This is a genomic window from Legionella qingyii (genome assembly GCF_003990155.1).
GTDB lineage: Bacteria > Pseudomonadota > Gammaproteobacteria > Legionellales > Legionellaceae > Legionella > Legionella qingyii.
Genome location: NZ_RZGX01000022.1, coordinates 15,345 through 31,936 on the forward strand (window position 1 = coordinate 15,345; position 16,592 = coordinate 31,936).

Sequence of the window (16,592 nt, forward strand, 5' to 3'; positions counted from 1 at the left end):
ACTTTTTTCTTATCCTTGCACCTAGGTGAATGCACCTTTATTTAAATGATGGTTCAATAACCATATTACTTATCAAAATAATCCATTATGAATGTAGAGCAAGAAGTATTTGATATTTTAGAGAGTTGTATTTCCTGTTTGCAGCAGGCAGCTCTAAACATAGGTGGCTTTGATTTTGATAAACATGCACAAGCAGCTATATATGCTTATTCATTATTAAGAAGGCAGCAGTTGTTTTTAATGTATCCGATCGAGAATGAAACAGTGCATTGACAGATAGAAATAAGCCAATAGAAGAGGAGTACTTAATGAGCGCAATTCAAATATTCATGTTTAAGAACTCATTTTAAAACCGCGAATTATTAAATAAAAAAGAATAAAAAATGAGCACAAATTGGGGCTCAGGGGATTTCTTTACCCAAAAACGGAGGTTCATTAAAAATGACACGGCCTTTTGCACAAAAAATAAATCATTCAATTCACGAATTGGATTCACTCAATCAACGTTCATCAAACTAAAGGAGAGCATTATGAATGTCAGTGCAGTAATCAGAAAAAGCAGTATCAAGCTTCATGAACTTATACAGTGGTCAGTCCCATTGTTGGTCTTAAGCTGGGTTGTTGTTTTATGCCTTACCAGCACGGGGCATGCAGAAGGTCAAAATTATTTAAGTGCGATGAAAGGAGATGTCAGCGCTACCTTCGGTAAAAACTCGGATTTGCCTGGTTATTTATATGCGGGTGAAACACTCGTGGCTGGTGTTACCTGGATGAAGACTAAAAGTCCTTGGGTGTTTGTTGGATTGCCTTTACTTATGATTTTCACGCATTGGGGCTTAAGTTATGTCGCATAACTATTCCACTTTTATGTTGTCAGAGGAACCGCGCATTGCAGGGATTCCTTTGACCACAGGATTACCCGTGTATTTGCTCACGGGTATCGGATTACTGGTGGGTTTAGGGCCGCAGCTTTTTGTAATTGGGGCTGTTTTAAGTTTGATCATGCATGTTCAGTATGGCGGGCTGCCCCTACGAATTTTATTGGGAATAATTTATTGGTCCTTACCGCATGCGATGACGACAGCTCTTTTTAGGTCATTCCCAAATTCCGCGCATCGAATCTACGTGGGGTGAGTTTATGAACAGTGTATTTCGTGACAATGTGCTTTCAAAAAATAAAGTGTTGCTTCATCTGACATTGGCTTGGGCTGTCACTGCTACTCTTGCTGTGTTAATTTTAGGTGGGCTTTGCGTTCATGTCGTTAATAATAAAGAAACGCATTGGCTGCCCATTTGTACCGAGGACGGGTACTTCTTAAGTAATTCTTCTTTTTCTCCTTCTTACATTAAAGACATGACTAAGAAGGTCATTCAATTACGATTAACCTACAATCCAGATACAGTTGCTGCCCGATTTGCCTCACTAGCCCATTTAATTCCTGCATCTCATCAAGAGGCATTCAAAAACATTCTGGACTCAGAGTCAGCCGTTGTGAAAGAAAAAAACATTAGTTCCGTATTTTATGAAAAGAACATTCACATTGATGAATCCACCCTGCAAGCCAAGGTAGACGGAACGTTAAATCGAACCAGTCATGGTCTTGAAGTGAAACCACAAAAGAAAATTTATTTAGTCCAGTTTGCTCATTCAAACGGGATGATGTGGCCTAAAGCGATTAAGGAGATCCGTCAATGAACGCACTTCGACTCTTCATGTTAAGTAGCGTGTTTACTACCTCATTGCATGCTGGCAATACAGTAGACACATTTAAATTTGAGGAAGGGGAGCGATTTACGCTGTCTTTGTCTTCGCTTAATTTTAATCGCATTGATGTAGAAGGAGAGCGCATTGTTAAAGTCAGCTTCCCTGAACACTCCTTTATCGTAGAACAAAGCAAAGAATCTGAGGATGATTTGGATGGTGCTGTGGTTTTAAAGCCCTTAGCGCATATTCCCTTAACCGTTTATTTCACCACCAATCTCAATCATCATTTTTCAGCCACCGTTTCTCCGACTGATGATTTAGGTAAAACCATTAAATTAGTATCTAAAAAATTAAAAGGGTTTGATTATGCAAAGGCGCAAGAGCAGATCCAATACCAACAAAGTGATTTAATGACGGCGCTTATGGAGGGAACTACACCTTCCGGTTTTCAAGAAGTGGGCATAAAACCCACAACCTTTCGGCTGCATAAGCAGTTAAAAGTAACCCTGGTGAAACAAGTCCGAGGCAAAGAGTCTTCTGGCTATGTGTATCGCATTGAAAATCAATCCAATAAACCCATGGAATTAACACCAACATTATTCGAACACCCCAAATTGATGACGATGGAGTTGTCCGAAAAAATGCTGCAGCCCAGTCAAACCGCCTATTTGTATGGCATTTACCGTGAACAATCCAACATCGGGTAATAAGGAAGCGTGTCATGATGAAATCGTTTAAAAAGTTAATGAATAAAAAAGCCAATCCTAATCAGAGTGCCAAAATAGAGCAGCTTCGTAATGGATTGGCTTTTTTGCTGTTGGGTGGATTGTGTTATGGATTCTATCTGTATTCGTCAAAGCCACAACCTACACTTCCTACCAATAAAAAACCGGTGTTTGATGGGGTGTTAGACAGTGCCTTTAGCAAATTAAGTGATGAAGCGGTACTTGAAAAACAACAACGCCAAATTGATGCACTTAAAGCGGTGGTAGAAAAAAATAAAAAGAGTACACCTAATAAATCAAACGATTTGGTTTCGGAGAACCAAGCCTTATTAAACGCCATGCAAAAACAATTAGAGAAGCTTGCGCTTGAAAATAAGGAAATCAACGGAAAACTACAGGTGGCGTTGCTTAAAAACTCCCAAACCAGTTTAGCGGCAGTGGCTGCAAGACCGCCTACACGTGAAGAAATCGAGGCACGTCATAAACAACGCATACAAGACGAAAAAGCCTATTATGGCAAAGCGGGTCTTGAAACAGTTCACTTTAATTACCGCCGTCAACAAAAAGAAGAGCGCACACCGGATAATTACGTCTGGGCAGGAACTCATGCTGAAGGCATTTTACTGAGCGGAGCTAAAGGGGATGCTGGGATTAATGGTGCTAAAAATATGGGAACGGCACTCATTCGCTTGGATTCTAATGGCATTATGCCCAATAACCGCCATTCACGCCTTAACGGTTGTCTGGCTATTGTCTCTACTTATGGGGATTTGTCCGATGATGCCGTAGTGATGCACCTTGAAACTCTCTCGTGTGCGAAACCTAATTTAAGCTTTGAGCAAAAGGTGTATGGGGCGGTTTATGACCTGGATGCGATGCAAGACTTACGCGGTACATCCATTTTAAAAACTAAACCTCTTTTAGAATACAGTGCGGCTGCAGGAATTTTAGCAGGCTTTGGGGATGGGCTTAAAAACCTCAATACAGCGCAGACTATTAATCCAGGCGCAGGTACCATTACGACTTATGGTCAGGCTTCCACGTTGATGCAATCCGCAGCAGGAGGGGCGGTGAGTAATCCGGCCAATAAAATCTCCGACTATATCATGAAAATCGCTGATATTTATCATCCTTTGGTGGTGGCGCGTGCAGGGCGGCGTGTATCCATCATGTTTACCAAAGGTTTTTGGATTGATAGGGCGCACCAATCGTTTGAATCGGGTAGATCCATTGATAATCAATCGGCTCAAAATGAGGCTGCAATTACCACAACCATTAGCCGAGCAGGCGGTGAAGCAGGGGAGAGTGGCAGTCGTGAGCCTTCAGCCCCACAGTCCACGTTCCAATCCGATACGCAAACCGCGCAGCAATTTTTAAATCAGAATGGGATGTCTAATCAACCCCTCTTTTCAACAGTTAATCCTACAGGAGACATACATGGTTAAGGCATGGCTTGTTTTGTTCTGTTGTTCGGCAGTGGCACTTACGGGATGTTCTCGATCCATTTTTGATCATCAAGATGTTCGCTGTCCCTTTGTCGAGCGTGGTGGGTGCCAAAGCATGGAGCAGGTGAATCGGATGGTGGATGCGCGGCGATTTACACCGGATGGGCAATACGTGCAACAAGAGCAATGTGTAGGCTGCAGCGCCTATTCAAAATAAATGAAACGGAAACTTTTTTAGGATTAACTATGTTCGCAACACTAAAAAAATACGTCCAGGGTTTTAGGAATTCAATTGATGATTATTTGGTGGACGGGGAAGAGGAATCGTCTTCTCAAAATACCTTAAATGTAGGCGATCACCAATATCCTCTTTTTTGTAAGGAGCTTCCTTATCAATATTATGATGAGGAATCGCATTTATTTATTAATCGCTGGAATACAGGCTTATTGTACCGCATTACCCCGTTAACCGGTGCGAATGAAAAAATTGCAGAGCAGTTGGATTCAATTTTAAGAACCAAGGTTTCTGATGAATTTACCTTGCAGCTCATCTTAGTCAAACACAATCAAGTGGGGCCTGAGCTGGATGTTTTTTCAAAGCAGTTCATGAATCCAGATTTTGAGCAATTAAGTGTGATGGGTAAAAGTCTGCGTTCGTTTTATGGTGAGGCGGCAGTTCATGGATTTAAAACCAATACCAATGTCAATCCTCGAATTACACAAACCGAATGTTATATCGTTGTTGATAAAATCAAGGGAAAAAATGAGGAAGACGCTAAAGCCTGCTTTGCTCAATTTCGTATTGCCTTTGAAGCCTCGCTCATGTCAGCCAAAATTGGTTTTAGAACCTGTAATGCTGAAGAGTTATTACGTTTACTTCATTTTTATCTGGCTCATGAACCCGATAATATTTACCCAAAAATATCCTCTTATGATCCAAAAACACTCATTCAACATCAGGTGGTTGGCCGTGATTTTGATGTAGAGGTGGCCAAAGAAGGCTTACTTTTTAAAGGGGTTAATAATCAAGGAATGGCCTTTGAAACGGTGGCTTCCGTGATGACCATCGATGGTTTACCAGGTGAATACCATCTTTGGGATAATATTAATAACAGCGCCAATATTTTTAATCCTGAGCAAAGCATTCCCTGTAATCACATTATTTCTGTGACCTACCTGGTTGCCGAACAAAATAAAGCTCAAGGGCGTGCGAATCGCAAAACGAGTGATTTGGATAAAAAAGCGAAGAGCGATTATGCGTTGCATGTGGCAGGGACAGAAAGAAAAGCACGTGAATGGCGTCATTTTCGTGATGATTTGGCTTCAGGAAAGACACGTTCTTGTAAGATGCTCTATAACGTCGTGTTGTTTTCCAGACGTGCTGAATATGCCCGAGATGTGGAGGCAGCCCGTACTTGTTTTTCTTATAACGGTATTAAGCTTGCGTTAAGCCGCAGGATGCAAACCCCTTATTTTTTGGCAACATTGCCTTTTTTATTTACGAACCATCTCCAAAAAGGATTTCAACTACCCACGATGATGTGGCCTATTTCCTCATGGAATGCGACTCAATACATGCCACTTTTGTCAGATTGGTCAGGGACGGGATCGGGTATTTTATTGCCGACATTACGTAATCAATTTTCTTGTATTGATCCGTTCTCAGGGAAGCTAGGCACAAACTACAACATTTCTGTGACCGGCACCTCAGGCGGGGGAAAGAGTTTTTTTATACAAATGCTGATGCTCAACGTGCTGTTCAACGGAGGGGATCTCTTTATTGTCGATGTTGGAGGAAGTTATAAGAAGTTATGCCATGCTTTAGGTGGCGTGTATTTGGAATACTCCAATTTGGCAATGAATCCCTTTACTCATGTCACGAATATTGGCAAAGAAATACAGCATATTCTTTCCTTGTTTCAATTATTAGCGTGCGCTAAGGATGGAGCCAGTGATGATGATCGCGGGACGTTACGTGAGGCCATACTGCAGGCGTTTTCTGAACATCAACAAACCACGTTAATTGACAACGTTCAAAGTAAGCTTTTGGAATTGCATCAAAACGACCGAGAAAAATACCCTACAGGGAAAATTCTGGCGAAAAATCTTGATCCCTATTGCACTCATTCAGAGCACGGTACTGTTTTTAATGCACCCTCTAAATTAGCGCCTGATGCCCGCATTATTGTCGTGGATTTAAAAGAAATTGAGGACGATGAACACATTCGTGCACCGGTATTGCTGTCTATTTTGTCTCAGTTTCAAGGCCGGATGTTTAATTCCGATCGCAGCCGTCAAAAAATGTGCATTATTGATGAGGCCTGGTCTTTATTCTCTGGTGATCAAATTGCAGTGAATTTCATTAATCGAGGGTTTCGTACTGGACGGCGGCATAATGCGTCCTTTGTAACAATCACGCAAGGTATTGATGATTACTACGCATTTCCTGAAGCACGTGCTGCTTGGGAAAACTCGGCAATCAAACTCATTTTTCTTCAAGATGGAGACTCCCTCATCAAGCACCAACAGGAGCATAACACGTTTTCTGATTTTGAATTTAAATTACTTTCTGGTTTTCCTAAAGCGAAGGATGCTGGATTTTCGCAAGTTCTTGTTCGTGCAGACGGCATTTCTTCCTTTCATCGGCTTTTTGTTGATCCGTTTACGAAGGTCTTATTGTCTTCTGATGGACGTGATTATCAAGCAGTAATGAATTACATCGAGCAAGGGTATTCATACATTCATGCCGCGATGCTGGTAGCTAACAAACATTATGATTTATCCAAAAACGTGTTGGTAGAAGGAGGGCTTGCCGATGCTGCGTAATTATAAGGCTCAACTCTTAATTCTAGCGGTTCTAATCTTGTCTGGCATGGTGTTATGGGGCTTGCACAAGCCTACACTGATTGCTGTCGTGGATATGCAGCGCTTACTTAATCAGCCTGCAGTTTTATTGAGTCAAAGTAACTTATCAGAACAGGAACAAAAAAAGATATTAAAGCAGTATTCGTCGTTGTTGCCTCAGGTCTTATCACAGTATGGGGCTTCTCATCATGTAACCCTAATCACTGCAACAGTGATTTCCAGTGGACGGTTTGATGTGACGGATGAGGTGATTGCCGCAACCTTGGACCAGCAGGGTGCATTATGAAGAACGTAGCGGGGTTGGTTGTGGCAATTTTAATGAACGTTGCTCCGGTGTATGCCAAAAACTTAGGCAATTACGGCCAGCTTTTTCCTGTGGTTGAGAAAGACATCCGCGAGGTCATCATGACGAAGCTGCATCGCTTAGAACAATCAGGCGCCTTGAAACAGCATCAACAAAAAATAGTGGCGCGAGTGGAGGAGCACGTAAGAAGACCCAAGCCTCTTCATTTACCCACGACAACGACTCCTCAAACGCATGAATTAGATCCAAGTATCGTCGTGAACCAAACGCTTTATGCCCATGATGGGACGGTGATTGCTAAGAAAGGGACGCATCTTAATCCTTTTGAACATGTGTCTTTTTCTAAAACGCTGTTTTTTTTCGATGCCGATGATCCAAAGCAACTTGCTTGGGTCAAAGCGCATTACACGCATTTTGACCAGGTTAAATTTATTTTAACCGGAGGGGATGTTAAGGCGGCTTCCGAAGTTTTGGGTTCGGTATATTTTGATTTGGAAGGACGCTTGAGTAGTTATTTTCACTTAAAGCATGTGCCTTCTGTGGTCAGCCAGAAGAGATTGGTTTGGCGTATTCAAGAAATTGGACAACACGAGTTACGCAAATAGGAGTAAGTACTATGAATAAAAAAACGTTGATTGCTCGATTCATGGTGCTGTTTTTATTGAGCTCGCCAAGCTTTGTTTATGCGTCTCAATGCAAAGGGCACTTTGTTAATCCAATTACTGATGTCTGCTGGAATTGTTTGTTTCCACTCACCATTGGCAGCAGTGAGGTGGTTAAGAGCAGTTATCCTGATACAAACAATCCAGGCAATCCTTTGTGCTTATGCCCCACGCCCATTGGCGAGCGTTTAGGCGTCACCACTGGTTATTGGGAGCCTGCTGCTTTGGTTGATGTGACACCGAAACCCTGGTGCATGGTCAATTTAGGTGTGCAGCTGAATGTTACAAAAAAAGGGTTAGGCGGCTCCCAGATGCCAGAGGTGGATGGGCGAGGTGCGTTCTATTACGTTCATTGGTACAAATACCCTCTGGTGTATTGGCTGCAGGTGTTAACGTCCTTAGGGTGTATGGAAACGGAAGATTTTGACATCTTATATCCATCAGAGTTAGACCCCACCTGGAATGACTCCGAACTGGCTTTTGTTCTAAATCCTGAAGCTGTTTTATTTACTTCGCCTCCTGCACGAGCTTCTTGTGCCTTTGATGCGAGTAAAGCACTTGCAGGCACCGCCGTGAACAGCCTTTTTTGGTGTCAGGGTGCACAAGGCTCTACGTATCCATTAACGGGTTTTGTTGCACACCAGGCAAGTCCCATAAGTACCGCAGCCTTACTTGCCGAACGCGTTGATTTTAAATTGCATCGACCACCAACACCTGCGATACGCGATTCAATAGGCCAAGATTGGCCTGCAGTATGTCACACCTATGCATCGAGCATTATGCCCAAAGATCGTTATCGCTATCAGCTAGTGAATACCTTGCCTGAGGCGCGTCAATGTCATCCGTTTGGGCAATCAGTGATTAGTTGGGAAGCAGGGCACACCTATCCAGGTGACGGAGACAATTTTGGGTTTTTGATTTGGAAGAAAAGAAACTGTTGTTTTCTTTAAATGATGGGGATGAATCATGAATGCATTTGGAGTTTTTTTAAGTAGCCTGTTTTTAGCCACAGCAAGTCATGCCAATGTGAATGATTTTCTTAATGAGGCATCGGCAACAGGGAAGACAGCACACGATTCAGTAAGCCAGGATACGTTGGCGCATTGGAATGCAGCATCCAATCAATCCATTGCCCAAAATAAGACTTTGATTGATCAAATTATTGAGCAATCACGCGATGGAACTCCTGTTGCTCAAAAAGGCCAAACTGTTGATGGAGCAGTATTATTTGTTTCTTTTTCCATGCCCGAATCTTTGTTGTTTTCACTGAGCGATGAGGCAGCTTCTTATAAAATTCCAGTAGTGATTAATGGTTTGATTGATGGGGATTTTAAAAAAACCATTACGGCGTTTTCTAAGCTTCATGCTAAGGCAAAAGAATCCAAATGGGCATTTAATGGGGTGTCGGTTGATCCTTTATGGTTTGAACAATTTCATATTACTGCAGTACCTGCATTGGTTGTAAGTAAAAGGCCTAGCTCTTGTGGGCAGCAATTACTTTGTCCTGAACAGACTTATGATGTGGTGTATGGCAATGCGTCTATAAAAAACAGTTTACAACTCATAGCGCAGAAAGGTGATAGTGCCAATGAGGTGGCGCAGGCTCTTTTGGAGAATGCTAATGCTTAAGTGGGGTGTGTTGATGGCACTACTTTCTATGGGTTGTTTTGCGAATCAAACAGGGACCGATTTTAACGGTTTTAAAAAGTATGCTAAATCGTTAAATGCCCAACCCAAAGAGGCTATGCGTGGGTTTGAACCTCAAGCGATTTTTGAAAAGTATTCAGAGCATCCCGCACAAGAAGGATATTATCAAGGGGTTCAAAAGGAACAAACGGATTTATCAACTCAGGCTAATGCGGCGATTAAAAATGATCCTGGTGCTCAAACCGTTATTGATCATTTTGGAACAAACAAATTTGAACTCAATCAAGCCAATTCCGTATTGGCTCAATCCCAGTTGATTCAGGCTGAAAGTTATGCGATTACGCATGGACAATCCAATGATCGCATTCAATGCTCGAATCAAAAGCCTCTCTGCACGATGAAGACGCATGAAGAACAATGTTTCAGCTCTCGTTCATTGCCCGATCAAACTTGCTCCCAGAACCTTAAGGTCCTGGTGGCTTCTGAAAAAGTAGTGCAACGCGCTGATTTTTCGTTTTATGTTGCTAAAAAATGGACCGGAGTGATTACCGTAAATTTGGTGACTGGAGCAATCACTAATGCTGTGGGCGGCTCGGTTCCTTATCCCATTCGAATGAAGCATCCTTGTGATGGCATGAGTGTCACCATTCATTCGATACGAAATAATGGTGCGAATGCTTATTGGGTTCAGGTAATTGGCACTCCAACGTGTGCGAATAATGGGTTATTGACCTTTTATATTAATAAAGGATGGGGACGAGTCTATCCCATTCAAGTTGCTTTGACGGTCACAGCACACTCCAAACCCTACATTAGTCAAGAGTATTGGGATAATCATTGTACGAGCTTTGAAAATAAGGGGTCGCTGTGTCGAATCAAAAAAGAAAAATGCACGGATACTCAGTCCCCTAAAGTAATTGATGGTCTTCCCATATCTCGTGCGTGTTGGGCAAAAGAATTGACGTATTCTTGTTCCAGTGCTGCCGCTGATGAATGCCTCGCACAGAAAAACAAAGGGTGTTTCCAAACAGCATCAGAATGTGCGCGTTTTGATGAGCAAACTTGTGCTTTGTATAAGCAGACGTACAGTTGCCAGGAAAATGTGTGTGAAGCCCCTATTGAATGCATTAAAGACTTATTTTGCGCTGATGGTGAGTGCACGGAGCATTCCCAAACTCAAAACAGTGATTTTGGGCAAAGCGTTTCTTCTTTAGCAGTTGTAGGAGAAGCGGGGCATGAATTAAGCCAACAACCGAATGCGTCTCTTTTTGGCGGACAAGCCGTGCAATGCAAAATATGGCCCTTGGATCTTATTGATTGTTGCCATGATAAAGGATGGGGAAAAGACATTGATTTGCTTCATTGTCGTGAGGAAGATAAAGCGCTGGGGCGCGCTAAATTAAATTATGTGGCTCATTATCTAGGCGAATATTGTAGTGAAAAAGTGGCTGGGGTTTGTTTAGAACATAAACGCTCTTATTGTGTCTTTCCAAGCAAAATGGCCCGAATTATCCAAGAGGCCCGTCTTACACAAGTGAATGCCCGTGGTTTGGGTGATGCAGAGCATCCAACCTGTGCAGGAATGAGTGTGGCAGAACTGCAGAAAATGGATTTGGGGCGGGTTGATTTTGTAACACCTATTTATCCCTTTGGTCATGGGATACCTAATAAAGCGGCAGGGATTGCAGGTGATCTAAAGATTAAATCTCAAGATCCTAAAAAGTCCATTGATGAAGTCACCCGAAGAATGCAAAAAAAGGCAGGTGAATTATGAGTCGCCTGTTGATGCTGTTGGTATGGGGGTTGGTCGGGACGTCGCTTCATGCAGATATTGTTCAGGAGCATGCAAAAGGCTTTCATTGGTATAGCGTTGAAGAACAGCCCAAACCGATTAAAAAAATAGTACAGCCACGACCTGCAACGGTTGCGAAATCTCCTTATGAGCGTTTAATGGATAAACGTAAGGAAACTCTGAATAAACTGGCAGAGGCTTTGATTGCGCCATCTTTTAATGCAACGCACGAGTATATGAAAGCGCAGATGGATTATTCAAAAAATAATCAACAATTTGTGCGCTATTGGCAACAAGTCTTATTGATCCATCCTGAATTGGATAGCACGCTGAATTTTCCAACCGATAACTCAGCGATTGCGGTACGTAATGATGCACAAAAAGTATTAATCAACAAAGTTATTCATGAAAGCAGTGTGCGTTTCGGTTTTATCTTATTTTATCGTGGCACGAGCTCTATTTCACAAAAAATGGTCGTGCATTTACTGCCCTTTATTAAAGAATATGGTTTTTCCATGATTTCAGTCAGTACGGATGGCCAACTCATTGATGGGCTTCCTAATCCTAAATCAATTCCTTTGGAAACGGTTCAAAAACAAGTAGCACTTGAGGCGAAGTACATGCCTGCGCTTTATTTCGTGGATTTAAAGAGCAATAAGATGTCGCCTGTGTCTTATGGGTTTTTATCTTTAGAAGAGTTGAAACAGCGCATTTTTGATGTGATGACGCAGTTTAAACGATTTAGTTATGAAGGAGTGATTGAATGAAAAAAAGATTCTTTTTAATTCTACTATTCCTTATTAGTACGCATTCTTTTGCAAATGTGGCATTGGATGAATTAACCCAACTTTTAAATAAAAAACAAGAGCAAGAGGAATTGACGCGCACCAAGAACAAAAGAATCAATGCGCTGTCGGAGCAACATTACTTTATTTTTATATACCGCTCCACCTGCCCTCATTGCCATCAATTTGCGCCCATACTTCGTGATTTTGCATCCAGTTTTCATATTCCTGTGGAGGCCTACAGTTTGGATGGCGAGTCTTTAGATGGATTTGATTCAGCCAATTTAACGCCTGAGTTGTTTCAAACCTTATATGTATCTGGCGAATACAAGCCCGTAGTGCCTGCCCTGTACCTCGTGAATCGTCCTACGAACCAAGCGTATGCTGTGTTGTTTGGTGAGGCACAGCCTGCACAACTTGCAAACCGCTTGGATGAACTCATGACGCATTTGGAGGAGAAATTTCATGATGAATAGATTCACTACTTTGCGAGATGAATATGTTTAAAAAAACTGTTGCTGCCTTATTGTTGTTAGGAACCAGTCAGCTCTTTGCGAACGCAGAATCCGATTTATCCCATTTTTTTAATAATTTGGGGTTTGATGCCAATGTGACGGGCTCACATGCCTATCAAACTCAAGCAGCGGGTTATGCGGCTCTTGGTTCGGTGTATGCCCGTAATCAAGTACGTACCATCCGTCTTGCGCATGTGGATGTACCTGGAATGCGCTCTGGTTGTGGTGGTATTGATCTCTTCGCAGGCGGTTTTTCCTTCATCAAGTCGGATCAGATTGTGAAGTTCATGCAAAATATCTTATCGGGAGGAGCAGGTTACGCATTAAACCTGGCCTTAGAAACCGAGCTTCCTGAAATTGCGCATGCGATGCAGTTTATGCAAAAACTGGCGAATGAAATTAATGGCACCAATTTTAATTCCTGTGAAATGGGTGAAAATTTAAGTGCTGCGGTGTGGCCGCGAAATAGGGCGGCACAACAGCGTCTTTGCGAAGATTTGGGTCGCCACAAAGGAACCTTTACGGATTGGGCCATGGCACGTCAGAAATGTTCCACAGGTGGTGAAGCTGATTCCATATTGGCTGAGGCTAAAAATAATCCTGAATATAAAGACCGTGTGTTAATTAACACCAATATTGTTTGGGACTCCTTACAAATTAATCAGTTTATTGCACAAGATCCTAAGTTAGCCGAAGTGTACATGTCCATTTCAGGAACCATTGTCTTTAACGCGAAAGGGGCGTTAATGACTTACCCATCGCTTGCAACCAATCAAGATTTTATTAAAGTCTTGTTGTATGGAGGAAAGTTACCTAGTTACCACTGTACTGATACAGGGCCACAGTCGCATTGCTTATCCATTGATGCTACAAGCACACAAGAAATCAGTGCCAAAAAAGCCTTAGTGGCTCAAGTCCAAGAATTACTGCAAGGGATTTATGACAGCATTAAAATGGGAAAAGAGTTATCAGATAAGCAAAAGGGGCTGATTGAGTTAACACAACCTGCAGTTTTTAATCTTATTTCTGCCAATGCGCAACAAAACACAGGTATTCAAGGCAGTTATGAGCTGGCTCAAAGTGTTGCAACCGATTTATTGGCGCAATACCTTTCCAATTCCCTCGATATTATTCGCGCTTCGCTCTCAGGAAAAGAACTCGGCGCTCACAATGAAGAGCGTTTATATAAAAATCTGCAGACGGCACAACAGTTTGTGGCGCGGTTTAGCACGGAAAGTCGTGAGCGGTTTAATGCGGCTTTACAGACGAATGAATTAATCCGCAATAACGTCAAACAAGCATTAAGTGCTTTAACACCCACCTTAAGAACTGCCTATTATGGAGACGCACAATGAGTCTTTTAACCATTTATACACCACAAAATGGCGAGTATCTCAAAACAGTGCTGGATGCTATGGTGACGCTGCTTGGCACCTCAACTTACAAATCGGCTCAGGACATTGTGAGTATTCTTGCTGTAGGAGTGGTCGGGTTTCAATACGTCAGTGGTAAAAGAATTCAAGCCATTAGTCGTTATGTTTTGTGTACTTTTGTCTTTTTGTTTTGCATTTTAGGCATCAAAACGCCGGTTGCTATCATTGACATGCAAACGGCTGATTCGGCGGGACCTGCACTAACCGTAGATAATGTGCCATTAGGCGTTGGGCTGCCTGCGGCACTAATTAGTGGTATCGGATATGGGCTTACTAAAGTATCTAGCAACATATTACACATGCCCCAGGATTTAGATTATACAAGAACAGGAATGTTGTTCGGATCGCGCACTTTTTTGGCTGCGACTAGTTCTGATTTATCTCTGTCACCAGAGCTTTCTCGTGATTTATCCACTTACATCAGGCAATGTATTTTTTCAGCAAAGCTTTTAGGCAGCCAACAAATATCACCTCATGAATTGAAGCACAGCTCCGATTTAATTCGCCTTTATTTTGAGCATCCATCCCCCATTTATCGTGTCCTATTTCATGATGGTACTAATTTGAGCTGTATTGAGGCAGCAGCACGTTTAAAACCACAACTTAATGAGGGAATAGAAAAACAACTCGTTCATTTATCGAATATTATGACCAAGGGTGATAAAGAAAAGTTTAGTGATGGTTTGGCGGCCGCCCATTCCTACTTTATGAACGTGTCCAAAGATGCGGCCAATGTCCTTACGCAAAATATTTTAATCAATGCCACCCGAGAATCAGCCCTTGATGCCTTTGCTTTTGCTGGTGCGGATGCGGAGCTGATGAATTATACCAACAGCTCCAGTCTGCAAAAAATGCATGTGGCTGAAGCGAATAGTTTTTGGCTTGCTGGATATCGGCTTCCTTATTATATGACCGTCTTTTGGATGCTGACACTGTGTATTTTCCCTTTAGTGATGTTATTAGCGCTGGTGCCCGCCATGCATGGGGTATACATGATCTACATGCAAACCCAAGTGTTTTTATGGTCTTGGCCTCCGATGTTTATCATTATTCATTTTTTTGTGTCGTTAGCGTCCTCTACCACACTAACTTTATTTGGTTCTAAAAATGGTGGGGTCACTTTTTCAACCATTGATTCCATCGCCAGTATTCAAAGTAGCTTTGCGTATACGGCAGGGGGCTTGGCTATTAGTGTGCCCGTGATTTCCCTGTTTATTGCCAAAGGCTTACCTAATTTATTAAGTGCTGCGTCTCAACATCTGGGAGGCATGGCGCAATCGTTATCGACAGGAGAAGCGCAATCAGTCACACAAGGTAATATTTCGATGGCCTCTTACAGTGGTTGGAACATGAACTACAACAACACGCATGCGAACAAATGGGATACCAATTATCAGCATATGGAAGGGCGAGCTACTGTTCAAGCGGATAACGGTGCCTTGCTTTCGCAAGGAATGGATGGGTCACGCGTGATTAACGCACAGTCTGCGATGAGTCAGATGGCAACGCGATTACACGCATCCGACAGAATCAGCTCCTCATTACAAGACAGTGCAAGCCAATCTTTCCAAAATGCCCAGTCGCATCGAACCAGTGCTGATTCTCATTACCAGCAAGCCTTGAGTGGGCTTTCTCAATTTAATGAAAGCGATGCCAGCGAGGTGCGCGAAGGAACGGGGATTAATAGAACTCTCAGTAACGCTTTGAATCAAGATATTCGTCAAATGCACGATGCGGTTAACCAATACAATCAACATCATGACAAATCTGGGCAGGTGTCTTGGGATGCGGCGGTTTCGGCCAGAATTGATACACGCAGAGGGGTATTTGGATCGTTTACCCATGCGGTCACGGGCATTTCTGGAGAAGCGAGCACGAGTTTGAAAACAGGCTTGTCTGCCTCTAACTCGGTGCAAGCCTTTTTTAACTCCAGTGAAGGTCAATCATTCTCTAGCGCATGGAGCCACATGGAGTCTACAGCCAAGACGCACCATTTGGATGCCAATGATTCGTTTAATTTGTCAAAATCCGAACAAATCGCAGCCAACCTATCCCAAGGACATGCTTTATCGGATATGGCCTCAGCTGAATACAGTAAGGGTGAACATTATCAGCACATGGCTAATCGTGTGAAAGAACACTCCGACGGTATGGATAGAGTATTGGATCAGGCGTTTCATGATTGGGCGGTGCAGCATCATGGGGTCCAGGTAGAAAAAGCATTGATGGGAACCGATACTTCAAGTTTGAGCGCACAACAACAATTGGCCGATCAATTTATGAGCTCTTCCCAAGGACAATCGGCAGTCAAAGAGCAAGTAAGCCGTATGATGCACTCATCACCTGAGCAGGTGAAAAACCAATTTGAAGCGCAACGTGCTTCGATGAATACCCATCAAAAAGCACTCATCAAACAAGCCCATCAGGAGGGTTCTGGAGGCGTTTTAAATAAATCGCTAGAGCGGCATTTAAGCCAGGTGCAAGACAACACCATCCAGCAAGCGCACGATCTGCGTATGGATAATCGAGAAGATTTATCGAAAGCCTACCAACACCAAGAGAGCAGTACAAAACAGGAGATTAAGACATCTGAAGCGGACTTAGCACATCGGCAAGCACAACAAAAACAGGATTATGTGGACAATGATCGTTGGTACAAGGAAGGGCGTTATGAATAAGCAAACACGTGTACTTAGTAGGGCGGATTTAGAATC

The 16,592-nt window shown here is 42.7% G+C and carries 16 protein-coding genes; all 16 read left to right on the plus strand.

Annotation, left to right across the window (positions count from 1 at the left end; translation table 11 throughout):
- Window positions 1-87: 87 nt before the first annotated feature.
- The 16 genes from ELY20_RS14255 (at window position 88) to ELY20_RS14335 (ending at window position 16,556) form a co-directional block, all read left to right on the plus strand.
- Window positions 88-273, plus strand: a complete 186-nt coding sequence (locus ELY20_RS14255) for a hypothetical protein (protein WP_004450445.1) — start codon at window positions 88-90, stop codon at window positions 271-273.
- A 257-nt stretch (window positions 274-530) separates the two neighbouring features.
- Window positions 531-854 carry a type IV conjugative transfer system pilin TraA gene (locus tag ELY20_RS14260; RefSeq protein ID WP_110143525.1) on the plus strand — a complete coding sequence of 108 codons (324 nt, stop codon included), beginning with the start codon at window positions 531-533 and terminating at the stop codon, window positions 852-854.
- Window positions 844-1,134, plus strand: a complete 291-nt coding sequence (traL, locus tag ELY20_RS14265) for a type IV conjugative transfer system protein TraL (protein WP_019235301.1) — start codon at window positions 844-846, stop codon at window positions 1,132-1,134. Before ELY20_RS14260 ends, traL begins: the two co-directional genes overlap by 11 nt.
- A 4-nt stretch (window positions 1,135-1,138) precedes the next feature.
- Window positions 1,139-1,696, plus strand: coding sequence for a TraE/TraK family type IV conjugative transfer system protein (locus ELY20_RS14270; protein WP_110143526.1), 558 nt, complete (start codon window positions 1,139-1,141; stop codon window positions 1,694-1,696).
- Window positions 1,693-2,412, plus strand: a complete 720-nt coding sequence (traK, locus tag ELY20_RS14275; RefSeq protein ID WP_110143527.1) for a type-F conjugative transfer system secretin TraK — start codon at window positions 1,693-1,695, stop codon at window positions 2,410-2,412. Before ELY20_RS14270 ends, traK begins: the two co-directional genes overlap by 4 nt.
- A 14-nt stretch (window positions 2,413-2,426) precedes the next feature.
- Window positions 2,427-3,875 carry a TraB/VirB10 family protein gene (locus tag ELY20_RS14280; protein WP_110143528.1) on the plus strand — a complete coding sequence of 483 codons (1,449 nt, stop codon included), beginning with the start codon at window positions 2,427-2,429 and terminating at the stop codon, window positions 3,873-3,875.
- Window positions 3,876-3,980: 105 nt separating this feature from the next.
- Window positions 3,981-6,701 carry a type IV secretion system protein TraC gene (gene traC / locus ELY20_RS14290; protein ID WP_233590607.1) on the plus strand — a complete coding sequence of 907 codons (2,721 nt, stop codon included), beginning with the start codon at window positions 3,981-3,983 and terminating at the stop codon, window positions 6,699-6,701.
- Window positions 6,691-7,026 carry a type-F conjugative transfer system protein TrbI gene (gene trbI / locus ELY20_RS14295; protein ID WP_110143530.1) on the plus strand — a complete coding sequence of 112 codons (336 nt, stop codon included), beginning with the start codon at window positions 6,691-6,693 and terminating at the stop codon, window positions 7,024-7,026. Before traC ends, trbI begins: the two co-directional genes overlap by 11 nt.
- A complete protein-coding gene (traW, locus tag ELY20_RS14300; protein WP_110143531.1) occupies window positions 7,023-7,649 on the plus strand; it encodes a type-F conjugative transfer system protein TraW in 627 nt (208 codons plus the stop codon). Before trbI ends, traW begins: the two co-directional genes overlap by 4 nt.
- Window positions 7,650-7,660: 11 nt before the next feature.
- Window positions 7,661-8,656 (plus strand): conjugal transfer pilus assembly protein TraU, encoded by a 996-nt coding sequence (gene traU, locus ELY20_RS14305; RefSeq protein WP_110143532.1) that lies wholly within the window; start codon window positions 7,661-7,663, stop codon window positions 8,654-8,656.
- 16 nt (window positions 8,657-8,672) lie between these two features.
- Window positions 8,673-9,335 carry a type-F conjugative transfer system pilin assembly protein TrbC gene (gene trbC, locus ELY20_RS14310; protein WP_110143533.1) on the plus strand — a complete coding sequence of 221 codons (663 nt, stop codon included), beginning with the start codon at window positions 8,673-8,675 and terminating at the stop codon, window positions 9,333-9,335.
- Window positions 9,328-11,127 (plus strand): type-F conjugative transfer system mating-pair stabilization protein TraN, encoded by a 1,800-nt coding sequence (gene traN, locus ELY20_RS14315; protein ID WP_110143534.1) that lies wholly within the window; start codon window positions 9,328-9,330, stop codon window positions 11,125-11,127. Before trbC ends, traN begins: the two co-directional genes overlap by 8 nt.
- Window positions 11,124-11,912, plus strand: a complete 789-nt coding sequence (gene traF / locus ELY20_RS14320) for a type-F conjugative transfer system pilin assembly protein TraF (protein WP_110143535.1) — start codon at window positions 11,124-11,126, stop codon at window positions 11,910-11,912. The genes traN and traF overlap by 4 nt, the downstream gene beginning before the upstream one ends.
- Window positions 11,909-12,406, plus strand: coding sequence for a type-F conjugative transfer system pilin assembly thiol-disulfide isomerase TrbB (gene trbB / locus ELY20_RS14325; RefSeq protein WP_110143536.1), 498 nt, complete (start codon window positions 11,909-11,911; stop codon window positions 12,404-12,406). Before traF ends, trbB begins: the two co-directional genes overlap by 4 nt.
- A gap of 23 nt (window positions 12,407-12,429) precedes the next feature.
- Window positions 12,430-13,800 carry a conjugal transfer protein TraH gene (locus tag ELY20_RS14330; protein WP_233590608.1) on the plus strand — a complete coding sequence of 457 codons (1,371 nt, stop codon included), beginning with the start codon at window positions 12,430-12,432 and terminating at the stop codon, window positions 13,798-13,800.
- Entirely contained in the window at window positions 13,797-16,556 is a 2,760-nt protein-coding gene (locus tag ELY20_RS14335; protein ID WP_110143538.1) for a conjugal transfer protein TraG N-terminal domain-containing protein, read from the plus strand. The genes ELY20_RS14330 and ELY20_RS14335 overlap by 4 nt, the downstream gene beginning before the upstream one ends.
- The last annotated feature ends 36 nt before the right edge of the window (window positions 16,557-16,592 follow it).

What these genes read in the sequence shown, in the direction of transcription:
- ELY20_RS14260 (WP_110143525.1), top strand. Translation starts at nt 531, where the DNA reads ATGAATGTCAGTGCAGTAATCAGAAAAAGCAGTATCAAGCTTCATGAA.
- trbI (WP_110143530.1), top strand. Translation starts at nt 6,691, where the DNA reads ATGCTGCGTAATTATAAGGCTCAACTCTTAATTCTAGCGGTTCTAATC.
- traW (WP_110143531.1), top strand. Translation starts at nt 7,023, where the DNA reads ATGAAGAACGTAGCGGGGTTGGTTGTGGCAATTTTAATGAACGTTGCT.
- ELY20_RS14255 (WP_004450445.1), top strand. Translation starts at nt 88, where the DNA reads ATGAATGTAGAGCAAGAAGTATTTGATATTTTAGAGAGTTGTATTTCC.
- ELY20_RS14280 (WP_110143528.1), top strand. Translation starts at nt 2,427, where the DNA reads ATGATGAAATCGTTTAAAAAGTTAATGAATAAAAAAGCCAATCCTAAT.
- ELY20_RS14330 (WP_233590608.1), top strand. Translation starts at nt 12,430, where the DNA reads ATGTTTAAAAAAACTGTTGCTGCCTTATTGTTGTTAGGAACCAGTCAG.
- traL (WP_019235301.1), top strand. Translation starts at nt 844, where the DNA reads ATGTCGCATAACTATTCCACTTTTATGTTGTCAGAGGAACCGCGCATT.
- traF (WP_110143535.1), top strand. Translation starts at nt 11,124, where the DNA reads ATGAGTCGCCTGTTGATGCTGTTGGTATGGGGGTTGGTCGGGACGTCG.
- traU (WP_110143532.1), top strand. Translation starts at nt 7,661, where the DNA reads ATGAATAAAAAAACGTTGATTGCTCGATTCATGGTGCTGTTTTTATTG.
- ELY20_RS14335 (WP_110143538.1), top strand. Translation starts at nt 13,797, where the DNA reads ATGAGTCTTTTAACCATTTATACACCACAAAATGGCGAGTATCTCAAA.
- ELY20_RS14270 (WP_110143526.1), top strand. Translation starts at nt 1,139, where the DNA reads ATGAACAGTGTATTTCGTGACAATGTGCTTTCAAAAAATAAAGTGTTG.
- trbC (WP_110143533.1), top strand. Translation starts at nt 8,673, where the DNA reads ATGAATGCATTTGGAGTTTTTTTAAGTAGCCTGTTTTTAGCCACAGCA.
- trbB (WP_110143536.1), top strand. Translation starts at nt 11,909, where the DNA reads ATGAAAAAAAGATTCTTTTTAATTCTACTATTCCTTATTAGTACGCAT.
- traN (WP_110143534.1), top strand. Translation starts at nt 9,328, where the DNA reads ATGCTTAAGTGGGGTGTGTTGATGGCACTACTTTCTATGGGTTGTTTT.
- traK (WP_110143527.1), top strand. Translation starts at nt 1,693, where the DNA reads ATGAACGCACTTCGACTCTTCATGTTAAGTAGCGTGTTTACTACCTCA.